General features: G+C 67.3%; 16 protein-coding genes. 1 reads left to right on the plus strand and 15 read right to left on the minus strand.

Annotated elements, in window-relative coordinates; genetic code table 11:
• Positions 1-50: 50 nt before the first annotated feature.
• The 3 genes from HCH03_RS11925 to HCH03_RS11935 form a co-directional block, all read right to left on the minus strand.
• Positions 51-1034, minus strand: coding sequence for a 2-hydroxyacid dehydrogenase (locus HCH03_RS11925; RefSeq protein WP_221689682.1), 984 nt, complete (start codon positions 1032-1034; stop codon positions 51-53).
• A 392-nt stretch (positions 1035-1426) separates the two neighbouring features.
• Positions 1427-5548, minus strand: a complete 4122-nt coding sequence (locus HCH03_RS11930; protein WP_221689683.1) for a leucine-rich repeat protein — start codon at positions 5546-5548, stop codon at positions 1427-1429.
• Between the two features lie 204 nt (positions 5549-5752).
• A complete protein-coding gene (locus HCH03_RS11935; RefSeq protein WP_221689684.1) occupies positions 5753-6607 on the minus strand; it encodes a hypothetical protein in 855 nt (284 codons plus the stop codon).
• Positions 6608-6725: 118 nt separating this feature from the next.
• On the opposite strand from HCH03_RS11935, the gene HCH03_RS11940 reads away from it, so the two are divergent.
• The gene (locus HCH03_RS11940) at positions 6726-6986 is read left to right on the plus strand and encodes a hypothetical protein (protein ID WP_221689685.1); all 261 of its coding nucleotides are present in this window, start codon (positions 6726-6728) and stop codon (positions 6984-6986) included.
• A gap of 221 nt (positions 6987-7207) precedes the next feature.
• Here HCH03_RS11940 and HCH03_RS11945 read toward each other — a convergent pair whose 3' ends face one another.
• The 12 genes from HCH03_RS11945 to HCH03_RS12000 form a co-directional block, all read right to left on the minus strand.
• On the minus strand, positions 7208-7762 hold the full coding sequence (locus HCH03_RS11945; protein WP_221689686.1) for a hypothetical protein: 555 nt from the start codon (positions 7760-7762) through the stop codon (positions 7208-7210).
• A gap of 249 nt (positions 7763-8011) precedes the next feature.
• Positions 8012-8500, minus strand: coding sequence for a hypothetical protein (locus HCH03_RS11950; protein WP_221689687.1), 489 nt, complete (start codon positions 8498-8500; stop codon positions 8012-8014).
• 112 nt (positions 8501-8612) lie between these two features.
• Positions 8613-8948, minus strand: a complete 336-nt coding sequence (locus tag HCH03_RS11955; protein WP_221689688.1) for a DUF2149 domain-containing protein — start codon at positions 8946-8948, stop codon at positions 8613-8615.
• The gene (locus tag HCH03_RS11960; RefSeq protein WP_221689689.1) at positions 8935-9669 is read right to left on the minus strand and encodes a MotA/TolQ/ExbB proton channel family protein; all 735 of its coding nucleotides are present in this window, start codon (positions 9667-9669) and stop codon (positions 8935-8937) included. Before HCH03_RS11960 ends, HCH03_RS11955 begins: the two co-directional genes overlap by 14 nt.
• Before the next feature lie 62 nt (positions 9670-9731).
• Complete coding sequence (locus HCH03_RS11965) at positions 9732-10742, minus strand: hypothetical protein (RefSeq protein ID WP_221689690.1); 1011 nt, start codon at positions 10740-10742, stop codon at positions 9732-9734.
• Positions 10743-11933 carry an ABC transporter substrate-binding protein gene (locus HCH03_RS11970; protein WP_221689691.1) on the minus strand — a complete coding sequence of 397 codons (1191 nt, stop codon included), beginning with the start codon at positions 11931-11933 and terminating at the stop codon, positions 10743-10745.
• Complete coding sequence (locus HCH03_RS11975; protein ID WP_221689692.1) at positions 11930-12874, minus strand: ABC transporter ATP-binding protein; 945 nt, start codon at positions 12872-12874, stop codon at positions 11930-11932. The genes HCH03_RS11970 and HCH03_RS11975 overlap by 4 nt, the downstream gene beginning before the upstream one ends.
• Positions 12871-13887 carry a FecCD family ABC transporter permease gene (locus HCH03_RS11980; RefSeq protein WP_221689693.1) on the minus strand — a complete coding sequence of 339 codons (1017 nt, stop codon included), beginning with the start codon at positions 13885-13887 and terminating at the stop codon, positions 12871-12873. Before HCH03_RS11980 ends, HCH03_RS11975 begins: the two co-directional genes overlap by 4 nt.
• On the minus strand, positions 13874-15346 hold the full coding sequence (locus HCH03_RS11985; RefSeq protein WP_221689694.1) for a DUF1667 domain-containing protein: 1473 nt from the start codon (positions 15344-15346) through the stop codon (positions 13874-13876). Before HCH03_RS11985 ends, HCH03_RS11980 begins: the two co-directional genes overlap by 14 nt.
• The gene (locus HCH03_RS11990) at positions 15331-16818 is read right to left on the minus strand and encodes an NAD(P)/FAD-dependent oxidoreductase (RefSeq protein ID WP_221689695.1); all 1488 of its coding nucleotides are present in this window, start codon (positions 16816-16818) and stop codon (positions 15331-15333) included. Before HCH03_RS11990 ends, HCH03_RS11985 begins: the two co-directional genes overlap by 16 nt.
• Before the next feature lie 77 nt (positions 16819-16895).
• Positions 16896-17837: a hypothetical protein gene (locus HCH03_RS11995; RefSeq protein WP_221689696.1), complete on the minus strand. Its 942-nt coding sequence runs from the start codon at positions 17835-17837 to the stop codon at positions 16896-16898.
• 68 nt (positions 17838-17905) lie between these two features.
• Positions 17906-23191: a leucine-rich repeat protein gene (locus HCH03_RS12000; RefSeq protein ID WP_221689697.1), complete on the minus strand. Its 5286-nt coding sequence runs from the start codon at positions 23189-23191 to the stop codon at positions 17906-17908.
• Between the last annotated feature and the right edge of the window lie 91 nt (positions 23192-23282).

Raw genomic sequence — 23282 nt, forward strand, 5'->3', positions numbered from 1 at the left:
CGCGCCGTCGCATTTGTTTGCCGCCGCTGCAAACGAATCGTTACAACGCGCTATGACACCACGTTGACCGGGCGCTCTCCTGCGGCCACGCGGGCGACGTTCTCCCATACCGCGCGATGGGCGCGATGGAACATGCCCTCGGTCACGCCGCCGATGTGGGGCGAGAGCACCACGCGATGGGCGGCTTCGGCGGGCAGGGCGAGCAGCGGATGGTCGACGGGAACGGGCTCGGGGTGGAGCGTGTCGCAGCCCGCGGCCCCGATAGCGCCGTTCGCGATGGCGCGAGCCAGCGCCTCCTGGTCGACGATCTCGCCGCGCGCCGTGTTGACGAGCACGGCGTCGCTTTTCATGCGGGCGAGGAAGTCATCGTCCACCATGCCGCGCGTGGCGTCGGTCACGGGCACGTGCAGGCTCACGATGTCGCACGTGGAGACCAGCCGGTCCAGCTCCTCGAAACGCACGCGCAAGCGCTCCTCGTCCTCGGCAGGCAGCGGCGTGCGCTTGTTGTAGACCATCTCGCAACCCCACCTCGCCAGGCGCTCGGCCGTGGCCTGGGCGATGGCGCCGAAGCCCACGAAGCCCACCTTGCAGTCGCCCAGCTCGCGGATGCCCTCCACCATCATGCGCTCTTTCGTCTGTATCTGCCGCCCCGCACGCACCGCGGCGTCGCCCGCCACCGCGTCGCGCAGGCACGCCAGCATGAGCAGGACGGTCTGCTCGGCCACCGCGCCCGCGTTGACGCCGGCGTTGTTGCACACGTGCACGCCCCGCTTGCGCGCCGCGTCGAGGTCGATGGCGTTGTAGGCCACGCCCTCGGAGTGGACGAGCTTGAGGTTCGGCATGGACGAGATGAGCTTGGCGCTCACCGGGCTGATGGCGTCGGCCATGATGAAGTCGGCGTCGCCCGCCTGCGCCAGGATGGCGTCGTCGTCGGTGCCGCGCGGCACGACCTTCAGGTCGACCTCGCCCACGATGGGCAGGTCGGGCAGGTACTTCCTCGTGCGGGCCTCGTCGCCTATCACCAAAAGCAGCATGTGCAAACCCCTTCGCTCGAATACGCCGTCAAAAGCTGCGTCAAAACGCCGTTCGTCGGTCTTGCAGGGCAAGGGCTCTGCCCTTGCCGCCCAACAGGGAACGTTTCCGCGGGCTGACGGCAAGGGCAGAGCCCTTGCCCTACAAGGCGGCCTCGAAGGACGCGCGTTTCCACGGCTTTCGATACAACCCCTTCGATTCTAGCCTTCCGGGCGGTGTTTGGCGAGGGCGGAGGAAGGACGGCGAAGCGCATCCGTCCCTAGGAGAAACCATACGCCCAGCGCCCTGCGGATCACCTCGCGCTCGTCGCACGGCATGAAAAACCGGCTGCCGACTCACCCGAGGGGGAGCCGGCAGCCGGAAGACGGTGAAACCAGGATGAAGCGTGTTCTCGCTAGCCGCGCAGGCGCCTGCGGGCGATGAGGGCAAAGCACGCGCACGCGAGGACGACCGTGAGCCCGGCAGCCAGAACGGGCATCGCGGCGTCGCCCGTGGAGGCCAGGGCCTTGATGCCGCTTGCGGAGCGGGGCGAGCCAACCGAAGCGCCGCCCGCAGAGCCGGCTTCGCTCCCTCCCTGCTCGAACGTGCCGAGCTGCTTGGCGGAGGCGAATGCGGCTTTGGCCTCGATCAGGTCCTTCGTCGCCGCGTCGACCTCGTCTTGCAGAGCGAGGGGGTCGTCCAGCACGGCCTGGGCCCGGGCTATCGCCGCGCGGTACGCGTCGAGCACCCCTTGCGTGACGAACTCGGCACCGGATGCGACCTCGCCGGGGCCGGCCGCCACCGTCGCGGCGGAGACTTCCTCGCGCGCCTCCTTGACCAGCGAGGCCAACGCGGAGGTGTCGGCCTTCAGGCCCGCCCGCTTCGCATCGTCGAACGACGACGAGGCGGTCGCCAGGTCCCTCAGGGCGGCGTCCACGCCGTTCTGCGTGCGAGACGCGTCCTGCAGCTCCGATCGCGCAGAGGCCAATGCCTGCTCGTATGCGTCGAACTGTCCCTGCGTGACCCACTTGTTCCGAGCGAGGACGTCGGTTCCGTCCACGCTCACCGTCGTGGCGGAAAGGTCTTCGGTGCCGGCCTTCACGGCTTCGGACAGCGCAGCCGTGTCGACAGCGGCGGTTTTGACGTGCGCGTTGAACGTCGCCAGGGCTTCGTTGAGGGCAGCCAGGGAGGCGTCCACCCCCGCCTGAGACGTGTCGGCCGCAACGCCGTTGCCAGCCGCCGAGGCGATGGCGTCGACGACGTCTTGCGACGCTCCGATGGCGTTCTCGAGCGCCTGCAGATCCTCCGAGGTGCACCACGTCTTGCCATGGGGCACGTCTCGGCCGTCCGTCGAGATCGCCGGCCCATCGGCGGCGGCGCGCGCGATGGACAAAGCCGCGGCCAACGAGACCGTGGAGGGGTTGGCGGTGTTCGTAGAGGCTTCGAAAGCCGCCGTTGCGCTCTTTACCGCCTGCAGCGCGGCGTCGACCTCGTTCTGCGTCACCGCCGTGTTCGAGGCGACGGCGCCCTGGGCGTCGACAACGGCCTGCAGCTGATCGACGTTCTCCTGGGTGGCCCAATCCCGGCCGGCGGGCACGTCGTTGCCGTCGACGCTGACGACGACCGCGTCCTTGGCCGCGGCGGCCTCGGCAAGCGACGACTTCAAAGCATCGTAGTCGGTGACCGCCGTCTTCACGGCAGCGTCGAAGCTCGCTCTCGCGTTGCCGAGCGCTTGAGCGGCGGCGTCGATCTCGTCCTGCGTGGCATCGGCCTTCTCCGCCACCGCCTTCGCGGCGGCTATCGCGTTCGTCAGGGCGCTCGCGTCGCTGGAAGCCACGTAGGTCGAACCGTTGGCGACGTCCTTGCCGTCGGCGCTGACCGCGACGGCTTCGAGGGCGGATTCGGCCTCGGAAACGGCGGCCGTCAGCGCATCGAAGTCCTGCACGACCAGCAGCCGGTTGGAACCCGACCAGTCGTACTTCGAAAGCGACTCGTCCTTCGACGTCGTGTAGGTTGCCAGCAAGTTGCTCGGCGAGTACGGATCGTTGACTTTGAACGTGTTCGTGAGCCCGGTATTGGGGAACGCGAACCCGTCGGGCAAGCGCACCAACGAAGTGCAGTTCATAAACGCACTCGTCATGTTCGTCACCGAGGAAGGAACCAGCGGCGCCTCGGTTATCCCCGAGCAATTCTGGAAGGCGCTCTGCAGCGAGGTCACCGATCCGGGAATCGCGGGAGCCGTTTTGAGCGAAGAGCAACCCGAGAACGCCTCCCTCATGTTTTCAACGCCTTCGCTGAGTTCGGGAGCCTGCTCGAGCGCCCTGCAGTTCTGGAAGGCCCGCCACATGTTCGTGACGCCCTCGGGAATCTTGGAAGGACCCGTTTCCATGGCAATGCAGTTCTGGAACGAGCCGAACATGCTTTCCTCGACGCTTTCCGGAATCTCGGGCGCCGCCTTCAAGGAAGTGCAGCCGTTGAAGATATTGGTGATGTACTTCACGCCGTTCGGCAAAACAGGAGCCGTTTCAAGCGCGGCACAGCCGTTGAACGCTCCCGACATGTTCTCAACGGAATCGGGCAATGCAGCGATGGCTTTCAACGAAACGCAGCCGCTGAACGCGTTCTGCAGGTTAACGGCGCCTTCCGGAATGGTTGGCATGGCCTCGAGCGACGCGCAACCGTAGAAGGCGTTGTTCATGTCCGTGACGCTTGAGGGAATCGAAGGGGCCTCGGACAATGCTCCGCAACCGGAAAACATGCTTGCGATAGAAGTCACGCCCTCTGGCAGCTCAGGGGCCTCATCCAGCGACAAGCAGTTAACAAACATGCCTTCCATGTTCTCGGCACCATCGGGAATACGAGGCGGCTTCACCATGGAGGTGCAGCCGCCGAAAGCCGCGTGAAGGTTCTCCACGTTCTCGGGAATGGCAGGGGCATCTTTCAGCGACGAGCACCCGTTGAAGGTTTGGTCCAAACTCGTCACCGTGTCAGGCAGGCTCGCAACGACTTCAAGTTTGTTGCACTGGATAAAGTAGTTCGAGATGTCCGCCGGAGAAACGCCCTCGAAACGAACCGACTTCACTTCAGATTTATAGGCGTTCGCGCACCAAGGCGGTTTGCCGACCGCGTCATAGGTCTTCAAATCTCCCGAACCCGCTATTACCAACTGCCCATCGCTGTAAAGCGTCGCCGTCGCATCGGACGGCGTTTCCTTGCCGATGTCCCACGACCCGATCGCCGTAACGGGGGCCGCGGTGACGAACTCGTACACGATGGGCTTGCCGAGCGATCGAGTGGTCTGCGGCTGCAAGTCGGCGCCGAACACCAGGTAGTACGTCTTGTTGGCCTCAAGACCGCTCGCCGTGATCTTCACGCCGTCGTACGAAGGCCAATCGCGATCCGGGTTCACCAAGGAGAAGCCCAGCGTACCGCCGGCGGCGGAGGCGACCGGCGTCAAAGCGCTCGCGTCGAACGAGCCACCCGCCGTCGGGTCGCTGTCGTACACCAGCACTTTGTCGGCGCACGTTCCGGTCCAGGTGTTCAGCAACTGCCAATTCGACCCGCTGCCGTCGGCATGGATCACCATCGAAACCGAACCGTCGTCGGCCAGAGTCATCGGCTGCCGCATCTTGTTGAACCAGCAGGAGCCTATCTTGGAAAGATCGGTGACGACTTCGGACGGCGAAGGGGACATGATGCCGAGCTTCGTTCCACCGTTGCCCTGTTCCCTCCCGTAGCCCGCTTGGTATTCGTCCCCGCTCCACACGGCCGCCTTGTCGGTGAAAGTGTTGAATTCGAACACGATGTTCGCGTACAGGCGGGCCCACTGGCCGGCAGTGCCGTTCTTGACGACGAAATAGTACGTTTGATCAGGGTCGATATTGCTTGCATCGACGGTGCAGACGATGTTCTTCCACCAGTTGTCGGAGGTGCCCAGCACGGACACGTTCGAAGCGTTCCCCTCCCAAACCACGTTGGCGGGATCGCTCCACGATGCGGGATCGTCGCTTTTGGTGACGAGCAGCCCGCCGTGGCCGTCGAACAGGTACACGGGGTTCACGCCCCCGGCGCCCACGTACGTCAACGTGAACTGCAAGGTCGCGGCGTTCGCGTCGTAGGAAGGAAGGATGATGTTCTTGTAGTAATACGGATCGCTGTACGTGCCCGAGCCGGACGTGTCAGTCTTGTTCATGTCGGTGAGCACGGATATCGTCGACCCCGTGACCGCCCCGTTGTCGTAGCCGGTGACTCCCTTCGACAAAGGATCGGTGAGCGACCAGGCCGGGAACCCTTTCCTCGAGGTGCCGCCCGACGACGCGTACCACGGATCGCTGGCCTCGTCCCAAGGCGAGTCCTGCCAGCCCTGGTACGGCTCGTAGCCGTCTTGCTGGCTGTAGACGATCGGCGTCGTCTCGGCATACGCACTCGAGGAGAGCCCGGGAGCCAGCGAAACGGCAAGAATCGCAGCGATCGCGAACGCGAGCGCCAGCCCCAACCTCCTTTTCACGCCCCGGTTTCTCACGGCTTCGCACCCCATACCGTTCCTCCTTGTTCTCCTAGATGGACACGCTTGCGCCAAGCCTCCGCAAACGCGAGGCTGACGCTGTGCAATGGATTTCGCTTTCGCAGCCCTTCGATCGAGAAGCTGCGGAAGCGAAATCTTCGACCTCGATCTCGCCCTCCGAGGCGCATGCGCGCCCCGGAGGGGTTCTCATCGCGAGCGGCTCCGCCGCTCAACCGGTTACGAGATGGTGTAGTTGCCTCCGTACACGATGCCATGGAACGTGACGTTTCCCTCGGCATCGGCGGTTGCCGTGTAGGACGTGCCAACCGGCGTGTCGGGCGTGTTCACCGTCGCACCGGCAGTGGTGCTTCCGTAAGACAGATCGGTCGCCGTAGAGGCCAGGTCGGCTCCGTACGACGTGCCGCGGCTCGTCTGGGACGCGACGTAGCCGCCGTAGTACGTCAAAGTGATTTCAGCGCCCTTGGCCGAATCGCCCAGCACCGAAGCCGCATTGAAAGAGAAATCCCATGTATCGAAGTAGGTTCCGAAGCAGCCCTTCCAGTTGAAGCCGACCGCTGCGTTCCCGCTCGGATCCGTTCCGAACGTTGCCGACGGGCACACGCGGAAGGCGTAAACCCAGTCGCCGCTCCACACGTCGGCGGCCTCGGCAGGATCGGTCGTTATGTTGCCGACGTACGAGCCGGGAGTGCCCGAACTCGAGCCGTCAGTGTACAGAGGGCCGTATGCGGCGACTCCTGCATGGGCATTAGCCATATCGAAAGACATCGAGGAGTTGTTTGCAGCATTCTCAAAATGCACGGCAAAGGAGCCAGGGCCACCGTCCATAGAATTGAAGCCCCAGAACTTGCTGGGGGCCGTGAAAGCCGTCGAGTCGACGTCAACCAAATACGCACCAGAAGAATCGGTGACTCCCCCAGACGCACTGTAAGGAGATTGCATCTGCCCGCCAACAGCGAAAGCCGGGATCGCCAACGACATCGTCAACGCCACAGCCGCGACAAGGCTGACAAGAACGCGCTTCGTCTTGCCCTGTGCCAGACCCTTCTTTTCCTCTTGCTCTGTCAAAACCATATGCGCTCCTTTCATCGGAATACCGCCGTTAGCGGCTGCGTTCTATCGTAACGCCCACGCATTGCCTGACAGGTAATATTCTAGTAACGAAATAATTCAGTCGAACGGAGAAAATCTCATGTTGGCTGTTCGCCGAGAACTGGCCGTTATCTTCCGCCATATTGTCACTTATTCACCGTTGGGCGAACGACCGACGTTTTTCGAAATCCGTGCGTCCGCGAACGATCCGGCCGCAAGCAGGCTGCCCCGACGCGCTGCGATGCGGGACCGAAGGAGAAAGGCTTCGCGGCGCAACGGCTTCGCAACGCCAACAACGTTGCACGGCATGGTCACGTGGCGCTTTGCATCCCTTGCGATGAACGATGCCGCCGTTTCGTGAAACCGGCGCGTTGCCGTATGGTGAAGCGCGAAGGAAAAACCGAGGGGATCGCTCGAATTATCGGACGGCGGCGCGCCTCGGGCCATCCGCACGACGGATGGAAGCAGCATGGTCTACGACAACGTGCTCGAAGCCATGGGGCGCACGCCCCTCATCCGCCTGAACCGCCCCGCAAGACCGGTTCGCCGGCGACCCCCATGGGCTCCAGAACCGCTCTGCCCCTACCCCGCCTGCCTCATGCGGGCGAGCAGGGGCTTGCAGGCGTTGCTGAACACGAGCATGACCAGGGGGCGCACCACAAGGAAGCAGAGCGCGTAAGCCGCCGCGGCGGCAAGGGGGAGCGTGCCGACGTAGGCACCGGCGAACGCGCCCAGGGGAACGCCCGAGAGCGTCACGCCGATGGCGCACATGACGGGCGCCATGATGCACACGTTCACCAGCACGAGCACGGCCGACACGCCCACGCCCTCGCGCCTGCCGCCGCAGATCTTGTCGAGCAGCCAGAAGCTGAGCCTGTTCGCGAACAGGCTTCGCACGGTGAACGCGATGCAGAACCACAGGGGAAACGACGCGAGCAGCGCCAGCGGGTCGAACGAGGGAGCCGGGTGCACGACGACGTTCACGAACAGGATCATGGTCGTGGCCATGCCCACCACGAACAACGTTTGGAACAAGGTGCCCTCGCCTTCCGAGGAGGGCGCGTCGAAGTCGCCGCGCAGGCAGTCGACGTAGGTGTAGTGAAACCGGCGCTCGCCGGGGTTCTCGGAACGGGTCATACGGCACCTCTTCTTCTCGCGATCGCGCCGCACAACGGCGGACGCACGCGGACGCGCAGGCGGCGCGTCCGCGAAACTGATGTCCAGTGGTTTGTTGGTGTTGGTGCCGATCGGGAAACCCGGCGGCGCTGCTCCGCCCCACAAAGGCAAGCAAGATGGCTCCAGTGTAGCGCGCATCGCGCACCAGCGGCACGGTTTCTCCACATTCCGCACCGGCGAACGGCTAACAACCGGCTTTCTCTCCGGACGTTAGCTCAGCAGAGGAACAACAACCGTCCAATTCAAGTATCCGATCAGGCATAAGGCCAGCAGCACGAAAAATTCGGCCGCGACGGATCCAAGCAGCAGTTTTCCCGCAAGGCCGTTTACGGACTCGACACCTGCCCCCATCCTCGCCGCCGCCCAAATCGCGCCAGCAACCGACACCGCGATCGAAGCGGCTAGTATCGGCCAGGCGAAGCACGCGGACAGCACCACGAACAACCCCGCCGGCAGCATCCAAGCACTGAGCATGACCACGATGTTCGCCACCGATGCGATCCCGAGCGAGCAGCCGATGACAAAGCTCCCTTCGGGATGCTTCCGGGCCAACCAGCCATCCAACAAGGCGACCGCAACGAACAGAACCGCAGCCATCGCCGCAGCCGACAAGGCGCCTGGCGACAGCCAGGTATACTCCCCCATCTGGAAAGCAATCAGAGGGTCAAAAGACTCGCTCGCTGGCCCGTCTCCGAACATCGCATCAGCTCCTTGCCGGCATCTTGCAACAGGCTAAAACGGCGGGCATCCGCCTCGGCGCAACCCGCGACTCCGCCGTCTTCGCGCGTGCTCCATTTGCCCAAACCGTCTTCTACTGGTCCCCCTCCGGGGCCACCACGTAGAGTTGGCCGGTTTCCTCGTCGCGGTAGACGGTGCCGAGGTTCTCGTAGGTGCTACCGCTCGCGGCGATGCCTTCTTCCACCGCCTCCAAGTCGCCCTGTATCTCGCGGATGGCGGGGCTGCCGCCCGACGTGCGCACGCTTTCCAAATCGACGTTCCAGTTGGCGATGAGCGCCAGCAGAAGGCCGCAGGCGAACACCAGCATCACGTCCATGAGGTTGCCCATCGACCCCATGGGGTCGCGCTCGCCGTCGTCCAGAAGCTTCGAGCCCGCCAAACGGGAGGCCTTCAGATCACGCTTCGGCATGGAGGGCCGCCTTTCCCTCGAGTGCCGAAGCCGCGGCGCCGGCCGGAAAGCCCGCCCGGCTCGGGAACGCGAACCCCTCCGCATGCAGGACGTCCGCCTTCTCCAAGATCGTGTTCATGGCGCCCTCGACGCTGATCAGGTAGTCGGCGTACCAGCGACGCCGCACCTTCGTCACCAGGAAGCACACAACGGCCACCGCGAGGCCGGCCACGGTCGTGTCGAACGCCACCAAAAGCGACGACGACAGCGTCTCGAGGTCGCCCGAGCTCAGCGCCACGATGCCCGGGCCCAAGGGGATGAGCGTGCCCATCAAGCCCAGCATGGGGGCGATCTTCACGGCGGAATCGGTGAAGGAAAGCGCCTTCTGGTACCGCGCGCTCTCGTCGGCCAGCAGGCGCTTGGCCACCTCGGTGAGGGCGTCTTCGGGCAGGTACATATACGAGACCAGCTCCCTCAGGCCATTCCTTTGGGAGTCCAGCAGGCCGCTTCGGTCGATCACGCCGTCGAGCTGCCCGTAAGACGCCGCGTCGAGGTCGGCGATCAGCCGCGGCAGCGCCACCCGGTAGCGCCGGCGCTCCACCGCCACCTCCACCACCAGCGAGCCGAGCGTGTACACGGCGTACGCGGCCAGGATCACCAGGCAGACGACGGTGGGTATGAGCAGCCCCTGCGATAGCGCGTGCAGCGCGTCGTTGGCGAAGAATTGGTTGAGGAAGTTCATGAGGTCGAAATCCTTTCAGAGAGCTCGAAGATGCGGAGCGGGAAGCGGTTGCGCACTCGGGGTCAGGTTGCCTGCACGACCAGGTCCCGCGCGCATCGGAATCCTCCGGCAACCCAGCGCCGGTGCAGGCAGTTCTTGCACGACGGCCTGCGGTCGATGCATTCTTCCGCGTCGTTGTCCCACTCGAAGGCGGGGCACACGCGCGACCAGCTGTCGTCCGCGTTGCCGATCTCCCCCAGGTCGACCTTGGAGCACGGATGCGCCACGCCGTCGACGACGTCGCACACGACCGTGAGCGCGCCGTCGTGCAGGACGGGCTTCCCTTCCGCGTCGAGGGCGAAGGGAAGGTTGGGGGGCAGGCCCTCGCCCCGCGCGTCGACGAGCCGGACGGGGCCGCGGAAATCGCGGGCGAGACGGCAGGCGACCGCCGCCACGTCGCAGGCCGCCTCGCCCGCGCAGAGCTTCGAGAAGTTCCACTTGCCCCGGAAGCGCCCGTCGTTGCCCCCTAGGCGCAGGCCCACGCCGGCCAGGGCCCCCACCACGCCGGACCCGTCGCCGCCGTGCTCGCTCAAGCTCACCCAGGGGATGCGCCCCGCCAGATCGTAGGCCGATTCGATGCTGCAGAAGTCGACCTTCGCCCGGTACCCGAACGCGACGAGCGCCTCGACCATCCGTCCGTCCTCGCCCTCGAGGCCCGTCCCGGCCCAAAGCGCGGCCCTGGGCACGCGCGCCACGCAGAGCCCCGGGTCCGACGTGGGGGCGCGGTGCTCCGCGATGATGCGCATCGCGCGCAAGCGCATCTCCCCGATGCGCGACGGCGGCATGAGGGCCTCGAACACCATCGAGGAGTTGTGCGAGGTGTAGGGCACGTCGTCGCGCAGCAAAAGCTGGTGGCGCGTCACCTCGAGCCGCAAGCTCCCTCCCAGCTCCACGGCGGCCGATGCGACGAGGCTCGCTATCTCCCCGGTGGACGTCGCGCGGGTCTCGTCGTCGGTGTCGTCGACGCCCACGACAACCGCGACGAGGTCCGAGGCGGCCGAATCCACCGGCGTGTTCATCAGATGGGCGCGCATCTACCTTCCCCCTCCGCTTCCGGATCCGCTGCCTTGGCCCTCTTGCCCGCCGGACCCTTCGGCACGCAGCCCCTCGCCTGCCACGATGGCTTCCCACGTGGCGTCGTCGATGTCCAGCCCCACCACGTCGCGGTAGTAGGAGCGCACCGTTTCCTCCAAATCGACGTCCTCGTAGAGCTGCGGGTACAGCGTCTTTCCCAGCCAGAGCATGCCCAAAAACGTCTCGGGATCGCCGCGCTGGCCCCAGCGGCTCGTGGACACCGGCAGGTTGCGCACCTCGCCCGCCGCCACGGCGGCCATGCCCTGCCACTGCGCGTCGCCCAGGATGGCGCTGCGGGCGTCGGCGGTGCTGCACACGATGACGTCGGGGTTCCACGCGTACACCTGCTCGAGCGTGGCCGTGTAGTCGCCGGTGCCGCCCACGCCGGCCTCGCCGGCGGAGACGTCGACCGCGCCGCAGCGCGCCACCCAATCGGCGCCGAGCGATCCGGACCCGTCCGTCAGCAGCGGGTCGTTGATGGAATGGTACACGCGCTTCCGCTCGCTTTCGGGAACGCTCGCGGCGCGCTCCTCCACGAGGGCGGCCGTTTCGCGGTAGTACTCCGCGACGGCCGCGGCCTTCTCGGCGGCCGCGGGGCCGCACACCCGGCCCACCAGCTCGATGGCGTCCTGCTGCTCCTCCACCGTGGAGTAGTCCACCACCACGTACGGGATGCCCAGCTTGTCGAGCTTGGCGGTCTCCTCGCCCCCGTCGTACAGGTCGCGCTTGACCAAGGCGACGTCGACGCCGGCGGAAAGCAGGGTCTCCACGTTCACGCTGTTCCCCGAAAGCTGCTCGACCGATTCGAGTCCGGGACAGAGTTCTCGCAGCAGCTCGTTGGACAGGACGCCGCCCGGCGCCCCCATGAGCTTGTCGCCCGCCCCCGCCAGCACGCACACGTTGCCCGAGAAGGCGTCCAGCGCCGCGATGCGCTGCGGGTCCGCCGGCACGCTCACCGTGCGGCCGAGCGAGTCGACGACCTCCTTCGTCTCCGTCGCGGAGCCCTGCCCTGCAACGGCCGAGACGTCGAACAGCGTCGCAAGCGAGCCCCCGTTCAGCGCGAACAGCCCCAGGCCGCACACCGCCACGATGAGCAACCCCACCGCTGCCGACGCCAAGACCGTTTTCGCACCGCGTTTCTGCGTTGTCATCGAGCATCCTCTCCCGTCTCGCTCCCCGTCGTGCTCAGGGGAACGATCTGCCTCACGACGGCCGCGCGGCCGTCGTCGAAACCCTCCAAGTCCCCGCCTCGCCGGAACCGAACCTCGGCGACGGCGGCCGCCACGCCGAAGTAGCGCCAGAGCGCGTCGGGCGTCAGCACCTCGTCGGGCGTCCCTTCCCGCGCCACCCGCCCGTGCGACATGAGCGCCACCTTCACGTTCAGCCCGGCGGCCGCCAGGTGGAACGCCTGGTTCGGCGCGTGCGTGGCCATGAGGACGGTCGCGCCGCGCTCGCGCACCAGCCGTTCGACCGTCTCAAGGAACACCAGCTCGTTTTTGAAGTCCAAGTGCGCCGTGGGCTCGTCCAGCACGATGAGCGGCGTGTCCTGCACGAGGGCGCGCGCCAGCAGCACCATCTGCATTTCGCCGCCGGAAAGCGCCGTGCACGCCCGCTCGCGCAAACGGTCGATGCCGCACGTCTTCAGCGCCTCGAGCGCGCGCCGCCGATCGTCCGCGTCCGTCGACCCGAAGCCCGCCTGGTAGGCCGTGCGGCCCATGAGCACCAGATGCTCCACCGTGTAGGGGAACGTGCGCTCGTGCATCTGGGGAACGTAGGCCAGAAGGCGCGCCCGCTCCCAGGCCCGCATGCCAGCCGTGTCGCCGCCGTCGACCTCGATGACGCCGGACGCCGGCCTGTTCTCGCCCAGCACGCAGTCGAGGAACGTCGATTTTCCGCACCCGTTCACGCCCATCAGGCAAACGACCGACCCCCGCTCCACCTCGAGCGAGAAATCCTGCAGCACGCGATGGTCCCCCCATGAGAACCGCACGTCGCGCGCCTTGAGCATCGGAGGGGACGCCGACCGGGCGGCTTCGGCCCCCGCCGCGCGGCCTGCCGTCGGCGACGCCGACGCGCTTGCCGATCCGGTCATCGCCAGCCACCGCCCTTCGTCTTCTTGAGCAGGTACACGAAGAACGGCGCGCCGATGAGGGCCGTGAGTATGCCGAGCGGCACCTCGCTCGCCCACAGGCAGCGGGCGCAGGTGTCGACGACAACGAGGAAGGCGCCGCCGAGCGCCATGGAAACGGGGATGAGGCGCCTGTTCTCGCTTCCCACCAGCATGCGCCCGATGTGCGGCACGATGAGCCCCACCCATCCCACCACGCCGGCCATGCACACGGCGCCGGACGTGGCGAACGTGGCCGCCGCCACGATGACGCCCTTGTCCCGGCCGACCTCGAGCCCCAGCGAGCGCGCCTCCTTGTCGCCCATGGACAGCACGTCCACACGCCCCGCGAACAAGACCAGCACGACGCAACCGGCGGCCATGACGGCGACCGACCAGAAGTTCTCCCATCCCACCGACGAGAGGCTCCCCATGAGCCAGTACACGATCGACGGCAGCTGCGTGTCGGCGTCGGCCACGTACTTCATGAGCGACACCAGCGCCGAGAACACGCTCGACACGATGGTGCCGCCCAGGATGAGCATGATGGTGGGCGCGCTTTTGTACACCCGCGCGATCCAGTAGCTGGCGCATACGGCCACGATCCCGAACAAGAACGCCGACGGGTAGACGGCCGCGCCGCCGCCGAACAGCACGATGGCGAGCGCGGCGCCGAAGCCCGCGCCGTTGCTCACGCCCAGAAGGCCCGGGTTCACCAACGGGTTGCGGAACACCCCTTGGAACGCCGCGCCGGAAGCCGAGAGCGCCGCGCCCACGGCGGCGGCGGCCAGCGCGCGCGGCAGGCGCACCTGCAGCACCAGCGTCGCGGACTCGGGCGCGGGGGCGGCAGGGCCTCCCGGCAGCCACGACACGAGCGCTTGGCACACCTCGGGCAGCGTCAGCGCGTAGCGTCCGCAGAACAGCGACGCGAACACGCAGACGAGCGGCAACGCGAAGATCGCCGCCGACCTGAGGAAGCCGCCGTCAGAGCGCGCCATGCGCGCTCCCTTCGCAATCGCCCGTCGCCACGAGCGCGGCGCCGGTGCGCGCGACATCGCTTTCCAGCACCTCGCCCATGCGCACGGGGGCTTGGACGCTCAGGCGGCGGCAGGCGCGGGCGACGTCGAACAGCCGGTCCTTCGGCACCGGGCGCTCCGTGCGCACGGGCACGAGCGGACGGCGGCCGCCGGCAACGGCGACGGTACCTGTGAACATCCGCGTGGGACAGGCCAGCTCGCGCCGGGCGAACTCTTCGCCGCGCGGGCAGGTGTTGCCCGTCACCCCGCCGTGCTCGGACGCCTCCATCACGCATCCGGTCGGGCACACCGTGCACACGATGCGCTGGACGCCGGCGGGCAGGTCGCCGCCCACGTCGCCCATCCTGCCTTTCGGCTCGCTGACGGAAAGGCCGACCATGCGCGCCAGGTCGTCGGGCAGCGCGGGAGCCGGTTTTCCGGACAGCGCGGCCGCATGGGCCGCCGCGGCGATACCGGTGCGCAAGCCCTCCTGCGCCACCTGGTCCACCAGGTCGTGCGGCACGTTGGCGTTGCCGCAAAGGAACAGGCCCGAAGCGTCGGGCGCGAGCGCCGGGGAGTCCAGCACCTCGCGCTCGGGGACGAGCCCGCACGCCACCAGCAAGACGTTGCAGCGCACGTATTCCTTGCGCGCCAGGTCGAACGATCCGTCGGCCCGCAAGGGCGCCACGGTGACCCCTTGCAGCTGCCCGTAACCGTGGACGCTCGCCAAGCCCCAGCCGTAGCGAAGGGGGATGTCGAAATCCTGGATGCACCGGATATGGTTGCGCACGAGGCCCGTGGCCTCCTGCCCCAGAACCAGGCGCACCTCGGCGCCTTCCAGCGTCATGCGCCGCGCCATGATGAGGCCGATGTCGCCCGACCCCAGAACGACGGCCTTGTCGCCCGGAAACTGGTTGGCCACGTTGACCATGTACTGGGCCGACCCCGCCGTCAGCACGCCGGCCGGGCGGCCTCCCGGTATCTGCAGCGCCCCGCGCGTTCGCTCGCGGCACCCGGTCGCGCACACGGCGGAGCGCGCGACCAGCGTCGCTCGGCCGCCCAAGGATGCTCCGAGGGCGTCGATGCGCAGCAGCCCGTCGGCCGACGGGCCCTCCACCGACAGCACCGTCGCGGCAAGCGCCGTCGGCACGTCGTCGCCGCGCACGCGCTCGATCCAACGATGGGCGAACTCGGGGCCCGTGAGGGGCTCTCCGTACAGGTACAGGCCGAACCCGTCGTGGACGCACTGGGGCAGCACGCCGCCCAGGTACTCCTCGCGCTCCAGCACGAGCGTCCGGTACGGGCCGCTCTCCGCGACGGCGGCCGCAGCCGCCAATCCCGCCGAACCGCCCCCTATGACGACCACGTCGAACACGCCGTCCACGTCGACGCGCCCTTTCGCGGCCGGAAGGTCCAGCCCTTCCGCTACCGGCTTCCCCATGCCCGCTTCACCTGCCTTTTGACCACGCGTCCGCCACGCTCGCCCTTCGCGATCTCCCAAGGCGCGCACCCCAGCTCGTCGGCCATAATCTCCAGGATGCGCGGCGTGCAGAAAGCGCCCTGGCAGCGCCCCATGCCGCAGCGCAACCGGCGCTTCAACCCGTCGAGGGTGCGCGGCGGCAGCGTGTCATGCAAACAGCTGCGGACATCGCCTTCGGTGACGCGCTCGCAACGGCACACCACGTGCCCGTAGCGCTCGTCGGCTTCGAGCAGCGCGCGCTGCTCTGCGGCGGCGCAGTCCATGAAGGGCCTCCGGTGCTCGGGGCCCTGGTCGCGCGGATCGAAGCCGGGCGACTCCTCCAGGCGCAGGCCTTGCTCCCCCAGCAACCGAAGCGCCCGGTCGGCAAGCGCCGGAGCGCTGGTCATCCCCGGGTTCTTGATGCCGAGCGCGCTGACGAAGCCGGGCGCCGACACGCGCACCACGAAATCCTTCTTCTCCTTCTCGACGTTGACGATGTTGGCCCGGATGCCAGAGAACTCGGTGATGACCTGCCCGAAATCCAAGTCGGGCACCAGCTTGCGCGCGACGCGCTTCACGTGCTCGATGCCCGCCTTCGTCGTGGCGTTGTCGGCGAAGGACCGCACGTTCTCGCTCGTGGGACCCGCCAAGAGGTTGCCGTCGACGGTGGGGGCGAGCAGCGTGCCTCCCTCGTCGGTCTCCTGCGCCTGGAACAGCACGTGGCGGATGGGCTCCTTGCCCGCAAGGCCGCCTTCCTGCTTGTCGAACACGACGAACTGGCCTCGGCGGGGGCGCACCACGATGTCGGCCGCGTGCACCTGCACGTCCAACAGCGCCGCCTCCTCTCCGGCCATGTTCACCACGTACGGCGCCCTCGCCCGACGACCGTCCTTCGTGCGCAGCTCCCATCGGCCCGAGACGCGCTCGATGGCGTCGACCTCGAAGCCGAACTCGAACCGAACGCCGTTGGCGGCGGCGTTGCGCGCCGTGGCCAGCGCGAGTTCGAACGGCGAGACGATGCCCGTCGTAGGGGCGACGAGCGCCGCGACGACGCGCTCGGACAGACGCGGCTCCAAGCGGCGGGCCTCGTCGCCCGAGACGACCTCCAAGTCGCCCGCCCCGTTCAGCCGCGCGCGCTCGCGCTTCTCGGCGATATGCTCCACCCCGGCAGGGTGGAACGCCACGTACAGGGCACCCACGCGCTCGAACGGCACCTGCAGCTCGTCGGCGATGGCGTCGAAGCGCACGTTTCCTTCGACGCAGCTCGTCCCCTTCAGGCTGCCGCCCCGCGGGTGGAACCCGGTGTGGACAAGCCCGCTGTTCGCCTTGGTGGCGCCTTCGCCCACGTCGTGGGCGGCTTCCAGCACGCACACGTCCAGCCGGTACCGAGCCAGGGCGCGCGCCATGGTGCACCCCAGGATGCCCGCGCCGATTATCGCTACGTCAACGTCCAAAATCGTCTTCCCTCTCGTCTCTTTCGCCGCGTTCCCGTCGCCCGTGCAGGACGCCCCCCTTGCGGCCAAATCGCTTCTTAATGCGCCGTGCGCCTGCGCCATGCCACGGCGCGCTTTCCCGCTCCCAGCAACGCGAGGCAAACGGCTATCAGGCCCAACGTCAAAACGAACTGCCACGTGAGCTCCGGAACCTCGACGGGAACCGCATCGGTCGCCTTGCCCGTATCGAGGCCGGCCGCTCCTATGGTGTAGAGCACGCCGCCGCCCAGCCCGGCCGCACGGCTCTCGCCGTCCTTCGCCGACGATTCGACGGCGGCTTCCTCGGGCGCCGCAACGGCCTCGGAGGACGCGTCGGGCGAGGTGCCGGTCGATGCGCCCGAACCGTTCGCTCCGCTCTGGTCGAGCCCGCCGCCGGTGGAGTCGGAACCCGCCATGCCGCCCGACCCGCCCCCGCCGTCAGGCACGACGGGCACGGGGTCGGGCGGGGGCGGAGGCGGATCCGGCGGTTCCTCCACCGGCTTCTCGCCGGCGGTGGTGAAGGCGGCGTAGAGGCCGTCGTACACATGGTTGCCGATCGACATGATGCCCGGCGTGACGGACAGATAGTAGGTGGTGCCCGGCTGCAAAGGAGGAACCTGCAGGTAGAGGTACTGCCGCTGCATGCCGTCGTCGGGGTTGTCGCCGTCGGGCGCGCCCTCCCCGTAGTAGAGCCGGTACACCGAGCCGCTTCCCGCGACGAGCGACCCGTATTCGTCCGTCAGGCTGATATGCGCGGCGTTGGCGGCGAACACCGCGCCGGCGGCCACGTTGTTCCCGAAGTACAGCGTGATGGTGCCCAAACCGGTGCTCACGCCCACCTCGCCGTCCGCGACGGACGCGGACACCGGTGCGGCGTGAGCATCCTCGACGTCGAAGAGGAGGCCGAGCAGGCCCGCGCTCAGGCAAAGGCAGAAGGCCGTCGAAAGCACCCTTGCGATCGCCCGTGCGCGCACGTTCGTATGTCCTGCCTGCCCAGCCATATCGGAACCCCTTCGAAGCCTCCCGCGCACGTGAAGGATCGAACCCCTCCTCGCTATTAATCTCTATTCTAGAATAATCTCTTTTTGGGAATAATGCAAACCGCTGCAGAAGCAACCAGCGCCGCCACAACCAGCGGCACGATGGGGGCCTCGTCGCCCGTCTTGACGAGCGGCGCGGCAGCCCCGCCCTGGGAAGCCACGGACGTCCCGCCGGTCGCGGATCCTCTCGAACCGGCTCCGCCCTCGCCCGGGTCGGTCGCCGCGCCCGAGCCGGAGCCCTTGGTCCCCGCCTGCTTGGCCGCGTCGAAGGCGGCGAGCGCCTTGTTCAGCTGCAGAGAGGCGGCGTCCACCTCGGCCTGGGTGGCGTTGGGGTCGGCCGCGACCGCGCGCGCGGCAGCGATGGCGGCGTCCAAGGCGTCCGCCACGTCCTGGGTCACCCAAGACGCGCCCTTGTCCACGTGGGAGGCGTCGGTGTCGACCGCGACGCCCTTGCGGGCGGCTTCCGCCTCGTCGGCGGCGCCGGTCAGCCCGGAGATCGCCGCTTGCGACGCCTTCAGCCCCGCGACGGGCCGGAAGGCCGCCTTCGCGTCGGCCAGGGCCTTGGCGGCGGCGTCGACGTCGGCTTGCGAGGGCTTGTCCTGCTCGGCAAGGGCCTTCGCGTCGGCCAGAGCCTTGTCCAAAGCGTCCTTCGCCGATTCCGTCACCCACGTTTTGTCGGAAGCGACATCCGAGCCGTCGGCGCTGACGACGACCCCGTCGGCGGCTTCGGCGGCGGAGGCGGCGGCGCTGCCCAGCGCGTCGACCGACGCGGAGGCGGCCATGGTGCCGGCGGCCGGCTTGAACGCGGCCAGCGCGTCGGCCAGGGCCTTCGCCGCCGCGTCGACCTCGGCCTGATCGGGGTTCTCCTGCTTCGCGAGCGCCTCGGCGGTGGCAACGGCGTCGTCGAGCGCTTGGGCGACGTCCGCGCCCACCCACGTCTTCGTCGACTCGACGTCGGTGCCGTCAGCGCTGGAGGCCACGCCCTCGCGGGCCGCCTTCGCAGCCGCGGCGGAGGCGGCGAGGTCGCTCACGTCGCCGTCGACGGCCTTGGTGCCGGCAACGGGCTTGAACGCGGCCTTCGCGTCCGCGATGGCCTGGACGGCGGCGTCGACGTCGGCTTGGCGGGGCGCCTCTTGGGCGAGGACGGCCTCGGCGTCGGCGACGGCCTTGGCCAGATCGCCCATGGCCTTCTCGGTGACCCACGTTTTGTTGGAGGCCACGTCGGTGCCGTCGGCGCTCACCGCCACGTCCGCCATAGCGGCCTTGGCGCCGTCGACGGCCGGGCGCAGGGCGCCCATGTCGACGGGGGACACGGTGTAGACGCCGTCCTTCTCCGCCGCTTCGAAGCCGGGGCCGGCCTTGACGGCGCCCGTGAAGGCGAAGCCGTTCTCGTCCAGCGTGAAGCTGACCGCGCGGGACACGACCACCTCTTCGGCGTTGTCCGCCAGAAGCGCGACGGTCTGCCCGTCGGCCACGGCGTCGACCGCGGCGGCCAGCGTGTCGTAGTGCGCGCCGCCGATCTTGGCCGCGCCCGCGTCGAGCACCTTGAGCGCGCGGTTGTCCTTTGCCCAGTTGTACATGACCAGCTTGTCGTCGGCCGGAGCGTAGATCGTGATATCGGCCTTCGAGCCGTCGGCGGATTCGACGTAGAACGCGTTCGACGCGCTTCCGAGGTTGCATGGGATGGTGAACCCGTCCGGCAGGTGGACGAGGGACGAGCACCCGTAGAACGTTTGGAACATCGACGTGACCGTCGAGGGGATCAGCGGCGCCTCGACGATGCCGGAGTCCTCGAACGTCATGACCATGCCGGTGAGGCCTTCGGGGAGGACCGGCGATTCCTTGAGGCTCGTGCAACCTGCGAACGTGGACTCAAGGCCCACGACCGTGCCGGGGATCTCCGGAGCCTTCTCAAGCGACGTGCAGCCGGAGAACATCTGGGTGAGTTTCGTCGCGCTCGCGGGAATCACAGGCGCCTCGGTCAGCTGCTGGCAATCCGAGAACATGCCCGTCACGCTTTTCACGCCCTCGGGGATAGCCGGCGACGCGGTGATCGCCGTCCCCCGGAAAGCGTACGAGGTGTCCGTCACGTTCTCCGGAATGGCGGGGACCTGCGCCAAGCTCGAGCAACCGTCGAATAGTGCGGAGATATTGGTGACCGAGGACGGGATGGCGGAAGCATCCGCAAGCTGCTTGCAGCTCGAGAACGCGCCGCGCATGGTTGCGACGGTGTCAGGCACCGAAGGCGTCGCCTCGATCGCCGTGCCGGAGAACGCGTAGTCGAGCGTCGTCACGCCCGAGGGTATCTCGGGGGGCTTCGAAAGGGACGAGCATTTGTTGAAGAGCCTCGTCCAGTTCGTCAGCGACGCGGGAACGTTCTTCGCTTCGACAAGCGCCGTGCATCCAGAGAAGCTGCACGAGGTCAAACCGGTGAACTTCGCCAAATCGATCGAGGTGACGTTCGGATTGTCGGCGATGGTCAGCGACTGCAGCGTCTGGGGCGAAGGCGTGTCCAGCGTATCGGGCGCGATAAGGGGGCACGCGGTGAACGAAACGGAGGTCGTCGACGCGGGAAGGTTGATGTTCGCAAGCTGCGGGCACTTCGAGAAGGTGACCGTCGTCACGGTCGAGGGAAGCTTGACGGTTTCAAGGCTCTCGCATTGGCTGCACGCGTCCAGCGTCGTCAATCCCTCGCATAGGGAAACGTCCACCGTTTTGAGCTTCGGGCTCATATAGAAGGCGTTCGAGCCTATCGTCGTCACGCCCGAGGGGACGACGATGGACTCCAGGTTCGGCATTTCGGCAAACGCCATCGAGTCGATGGTGTTCAAGCTAACCAGAGGGCTTAGATCGAGGGTGGAAACAGCCGCCCTGGTAAAGGCCCATTTGCCGATGGTCTCCAGCGCCGCGCAGTTCGAGAAGTCGATCGACTCCACATGGCTGCCTTCGGTGGTGCCGGAAAAGGCCTCTGTTCCCACGGACTTCAGCTTCGTGCATTTCGAAAGGTCGATCTTCTTGCACCAGTCGATCCGGTCGAAGGCATCGTCTCCGATCGTCACGATGCTCGCCGGGAGCACCAGCTCCTCCATCAGCTCCGACGACCTGAAACCGAGACGGGAGAAGCCGAACTTCTCGATGGTTTCCAGCTGGCTGTCTTCGGGGAAGATGAGCCGGCTGGTCTGCAGCGCGTAGAACGCGTACCCGTTGACGGTTTTCACCGTCGAGGGGATGGTCAGCGTCTTGGCCGACGTCAGGATCTTGCCCGCCGCCTGCCCGCCGCCCATGCTGGCGCCGTCGCCCAGGGCGGTGACCGTGAAGGCGTCGGGGCCGCTCGTCACGCTCGAGGGGATGACGACGTCCTTGCCGGCCTGGGAAGGAATGCTCATGGCCGTGATGGTGACCTCGCCCGCATCCACGTCGTCGATGCGGCAGGTCCAAGTGCCTATCTCGTCGGTGAAGGAGAACGTCTCCCCTGCCTCGCGGGCCTTGGAGCCGTACGTCTTCGCGGCGTTGAACGCGCTCGTCGCCCCCTCGAGCGGCGCGACGGCGGCGTCCACCTCGTCCTGCGTGGCGTTCTCGTTGTCGAGCACGGCCTGGGCGGCGTCGATGGCCGACTGGAAGGCGCCGAGCGCGTTGGCCGTGACCCAGTAGGTGCCGCGCGACACGTCGGCGCCGTCGGCGCTGGCCGCCACGCCGACCTTGGCCGCGTTCGCGGCCTCGAGGGCCGACGCGAGCTTCGCCGTGTCGAGATAGGTGCCGTCCTGCTGCGCGGCCGTGAACGCCACCTGGGCGTCCGCCAGCGCGGACAGCGCGCCGTCGATGGCGGACTGGGTCGGGTTCAGGCTGTCGCGCACCTGCTGCGCGGCGACGGCGGCGGCCTTGAAGGCGTCGTACGCCTCGGGCGCGACCCACTTCGAGCTGGAGGGGACGTCGGTTCCGTCGGCGCTGGTCATGGTCGCCTCAAGGTCGGCGTTCGCCTTCTCGAGCGCGCTGTCGAGCGCGGAGGTGTCGGCGACGTCGCCGGTGGTGAACTTGAACAGCACCGGTTTCTCGAGCTTCGAGTTCGTCGAGACCCCGCAGGCGCTCTCGAACACCAGGTAGTAGTCTTTGCCGGACTCCAGCACGCCGTTCTTCACGGTCAGGTAGGTGGGCGCGATCTTGTCGGTGAACACGAAGTCCATATCGCTCTGATCGTCGTCCGACCAGCTTGCCACGATCTTGCCGGGGTCGAGCGAGACCGCGTCGCTTCCCACGCCGACGCCGTCGGCGGCGTAGATGTGGATGTTGGGATAGGCCACCTGCTTCGCCATGGTCTCGCTGAACTGCTGCGAGTTCGAGCCCGAGAGGACGAACGTGAACTTCGGGTTCGCCGCGTCCACGTAGCTCGCGATGTCGTTGCAGAAGCTCTTCGTGTTGCGGGAGACGGTCAGGTTCGTCGTGATGTGCCGGGGGTTCGGCTCGGTGAGGTCGACGATGGCGGCGCCGCCCTGCTTGGCGTAGTAGGGCGTCACGATGTCCTGGCCCTCGGGGTAGTTGATAGCCTGCTGCGACGTGTCGGTGGTGAACTCGAACACGATGTTGGCGCTCAGGCTGCGCCCCAGGGTGCCGCCGTTGCCCATGGTGCAGCCCTGCTCGAACACGAGGTAGTAGGTCTTCCCGGCTTCCAGCGCGTTCGCGGGCAGCGTCCACCTGAACCCGGTCACCCAGTTCGAGTAGTGCTGGGCGAAGTCCTTGTTGTATTGGAACTGGCTCTCGACGCACGGGGCGACGAGGTCCTTGCCCAAGCCGTTCTCGTCGAGCGAGCTGTAGATTTTCACGTACGCGCCCATGCCGCTGTAGGCGCCGTTGTTGCCGCCGGGCCCCTGGCGCTCCCATTGGAACGCTATCGGCGCGGTCGCGTCGTAGGGGCGCGTGATGATGTTGTAGTAGTACGCCGGCGACTTGTTCACGGCCTTCCACAGGGCGTCGCCCGTCAGGCCGCTGTCGAGCGCGCTCAGGTCGACGGTCTCGGCGACGTACTTGCTCGTGTCGGTGACGATGACGTCGTCGATGAACGTGCCGTCGCCGGCCGGCTCGTCCATCCAGATGCCGTAGGTTTCGAGCGCCGCGCGGCCCGCGTTGTCGGGGACGTAGGTGGAGGCGCCTTGGAAGCCCTGGTAGTAGGACGCGCCCTCCCAGTTGTTGTCGGCGGTCGGCGAGGCGTAGGCCCGCCCGGCCGTGAAGCACATGCCGAGCGCGAGTGCGAGCGCCATCAAGGCGCTTTCGAGCTTGAACCGGGTCTGCCGCTTGTCAATAGCGCGTTGTCGTACAAGCATAGAGATCCTTCCTGTCGGTTTTGGCCTTCTTTCGTACAGCTTTCGGACCGGGCGGAGCGGGCCCCGGCTCGGTCGCCGCGGCCCGATTCCC

Source organism: Gordonibacter massiliensis (ex Traore et al. 2017), from assembly GCF_019731765.1.
In the GTDB taxonomy this organism is placed as follows: Bacteria; Actinomycetota; Coriobacteriia; order Coriobacteriales; family Eggerthellaceae; genus Gordonibacter; species Gordonibacter massiliensis.